General features: G+C 61.4%; 2 protein-coding genes and 1 pseudogene. All 3 read left to right on the forward strand.

Annotation, left to right across the window (positions count from 1 at the left end; all coding sequences use genetic code 11):
• The first annotated feature begins 76 nt into the window (after positions 1–76).
• A complete protein-coding gene (gene urtA, locus I5W_RS16665) occupies positions 77–1333 on the forward strand; it encodes an urea ABC transporter substrate-binding protein (protein ID WP_008329498.1) in 1257 nt (418 codons plus the stop codon).
• 115 nt (positions 1334–1448) lie between these two features.
• Positions 1449–2365 (forward strand): annotated as a pseudogene (gene urtB, locus I5W_RS16670) (urea ABC transporter permease subunit UrtB).
• 43 nt (positions 2366–2408) lie between these two features.
• The coding region (urtC, locus tag I5W_RS16675) for an urea ABC transporter permease subunit UrtC (RefSeq protein ID WP_044530060.1) at positions 2409–3350 on the forward strand (942 nt) is incomplete at its 3' end.

A 3350-nucleotide genomic window follows, 5' to 3' on the forward strand; every position in this document is an offset into this window, starting at 1 on the left:
GCTTTCGTTTCATTGCTTGCATGACGCCACGATGGCCCAGACCGAGTCCAACAACAACGCCCGAAAGGAGTACCGCATGTCGCATTCCTCGTCTTCCAACCCTCCCTCGTTCCCGCGCCGCAAGATCTTGATGGGCCTGGCCGCCGGTGCGGCCGCAGCGGCCTTGCCGGGCATGGCCTCGGCCCAGCAGTATCCGACCGCCAAGGTCAATACCACCAAGCTGGCCATCACCGATACCGAAGTCACGGTAGGCCAGCTGCACTCGGCCACCGGCACCATGGCCATCAGCGAGACCGGCTCGATCCAGGCCGAACGCCTGGCCATCGACCAGATCAATGCGATGGGCGGCATCCTGGGCCGCAAGATCAAGATCATCCAGGAAGACGGCGCCAGCGACTGGCCGACCTTCGCCGAAAAGGCCAAGAAGCTGCTGGAAAACGACCGTGTCGCGGCTGTCTTCGGCTGCTGGACCTCGGCCTCGCGCAAGGCGGTGCTGCCGGTGTTCGAGAAGGACAACGGCCTGCTGTACTACCCGACCTTCTACGAAGGCCTGGAGCAATCCAAGAACGTGTTCTATACCGGGCAGGAGGCGACGCAACAGGTGCTGGCGGGCCTGAACTGGGTGGCCAAGGAAAAGAAGGCCAAGACCTTCTTCCTGGTCGGCTCCGACTACATCTGGCCGCGCACCTCCAACAAGATCGCCCGCAAGCACATCGAGAACGTGCTCAAGGGTTCGGTGGTGGGCGAGGAGTACTACCCGCTGGGCAATACCCAGTTCGGTTCGCTCATCAACAAGATCAAGTTGAAGAAGCCCGATGTGATCTTCGCCGACGTGGTGGGCGGCTCCAACGTGGCCTTCTACAAGCAGTTGAAGGCCGCCGGCGTGACCGCCAAGACCCAGAACCTGCTGACCATCTCGGTGACCGAGGATGAAATGCTGGGCATCGGTGGCGAGAACGTGGAAGGCTTCTTCGCGTCGATGAAATATTTCCAGAGCCTGGACAACCCCAACAACAAGAAATTCGTGGCCGAGTTCAAGGCCAAGTTCGGCGCCAATTCGGTCATCGGCGACGTCACCCAGGCCGCCTATCTCGGTCCCTGGCTGTGGAAGGCCGCGGTGGAAAAGGCCGGCAGCTTCGACGTCGACAAGGTGGTGGCGGCGTCACCCGGCATCGAACTCAAGACCGCGCCGGAAGGCTACGTCAAGGTCCACGAAAACCACCACCTGTGGAGCAAGACCCGCATCGGCGAAGCCCAGAAGGATGGCCAGTTCAAGGTGGTCTACGAGTCCGAACTGATCGAGCCGAATCCTTTCCCCAAGGGCTATCAGTAAGGTGTTTCGGCTGGTACGTACCGGCCCTTGTGCAGCAAAGCGGCGGCGTCTGTAGTGACATGCGGGCGCTGCCGCCCCTTCCTCAATCTGCAACTCTGCCCCGTCGGGAGTCAACATGGTTTCTCTATCCGAATTCGGCGCCATCTTCGCCATGCAGGGCTTCAATGGCCTCTCGGTCTTTTGCGTGCTGCTGCTGATGGCGCTGGGCCTGGCCATCATCTTCGGGCAGATGGGCGTGATCAACATGGCCCACGGTGAATTTCTCACCATCGGCGCCTACATCACCTACCTGCTGTCGCACCTGACCACCACCTATGCGCCGGCCTTGCAGCCGTTCTATTTCTTCGCCGCGATCGTGCTGTCCTTTGTGGTGGCCTATGGCGTGGGCTACCTGACCGAGCTGCTGCTCATCAGCCGCCTCTACAAGCGTCCGCTCGATACGCTCCTGGCCACCCTGGGCTTGTCGCTGGCCATGCAGCAGACCTTTCCGTTCATCTTCGGCGCCAGGAAGTCAGCGCCACCTTGCCGGACTGGCTCATGGGTTCCTTCAAGCCTACCGATGCCATCGATATTCCCTTGAATGGCCTCTTCATGATGGGCCTGACGGTCCTGTTGACCGGCGCCATCTTCGTGCTGCTGTTCCGTTCGCGCTGGGGCTTGCAGGTACGTGCCACGATGCAGAACCGCGTCATGAGCGGGGCAGTCGGCATCAACACCCGCAAGGTGGACCGTACCACTTTTGCGCTGGGTTGCGGCGTGGCCGGCGTGGCTGGCGCGGCCTTCACCACCATCGGTTCCACCGGGCCGACCAGCGGTTCGCTCTACATCGTCGATACCTTCCTGGTGGTGGTCTTCGGTGGCGCGCAAAGCCTGATCGGCACCATCGCCTCGGCCTTCTCGATTGCCCAGACCCAATCCACGGCGGAGTTCTTCCTGACCGGTTCCATGGCCAAGGTGCTGACCTTGTCGGCGGTGATCGTGATCCTGATGCTGCGTCCGCAAGGGCTGTTCTCGGTGAAGGTACGCAAGTGATGGCCGCTTCCTACAGATCAAACAACACGTGCGAGGTCCGATGATGAATGCAGCCTATGAAAAACTGTTGGGCGGGCGCTCCGGTGCGCTCGGCCTGCTGGTGATGGCGGCGCTGTTGCTGCTGGTGTTCCCGCTGACGCTGGACATGTTCCGGCTCAACCTGGTGGGCAAATATCTGTCCTATGCCTTCGTGGCCGTGGGGCTGGTGCTGTGCTGGGGCTACGGCGGCATCCTGAGCCTGGGGCAGGGCGTGTTCTTCGGCCTGGGGGGCTATTGCATGGCCATGTTCCTGAAACTCGAAGCCTCCGACCCCATCAGCACCAAGATCCAATCCACGCCGGGCATTCCCGACTTCATGGACTGGAACCAGATCACCGCCTTGCCCGCCATGTGGGAGCCCTTCCACAGCTTTGCCTTCACCATCTTTGCCGTGCTGGCGGTGCCGACCGTGTTGGCCATGCTGATCGGCATGGCGATGTTCAAGCGCCGCGTGGGGGACGTGTATTTCTCCATCGTCACGCAGGCCATCGCCGCCATCCTGTCCATCCTCATCATCGGCCAGCAGGGGCTGACCGGGGGCGTGAACGGCATCACCGACTTGAAGACCCTGATGGGCTGGGATATCCGCACCGATCACGCCAAGCTGGTGCTGTATTTCGTCAATGCCGGCCTGCTGTTCGGCTGCATCCTGTTTGGTCGCTATGTGCTCGGTTCCAAGCTGGGGCGCTTGCTGGTGGCCATGCGCGACAAGGAAGAGCGGGTCCGTTTCTCCGGCTATGACGTGGCCAGCTTCAAGGTCTTCGTGTTTTGCGCGGCGGCCATGTTCTCGGCCATCGGCGGAGCCATGTTCACGCTGCAGGTGGGCTTCATGTCGCCCTCCTTCGTCGGCATCGTGCCATCCATCGAAATGGTGATCTTTGCTGCAGTCGGAGGCCGTATGTCGCTGCTTGGCGCGGTGTATGGAACGCTGCTGGTGAACTTTGGT

It is taken from the genome of Herbaspirillum sp. B65 (assembly GCF_000333555.1).
Lineage (GTDB): Bacteria > Pseudomonadota > Gammaproteobacteria > Burkholderiales > Burkholderiaceae_D > Herbaspirillum > Herbaspirillum rubrisubalbicans.

Bases quoted from the DNA above. Each gene is read 5' to 3' on its own strand.
- urtA (WP_008329498.1), top strand. From the start codon at position 77: ATGTCGCATTCCTCGTCTTCCAACCCTCCCTCGTTCCCGCGCCGCAAG.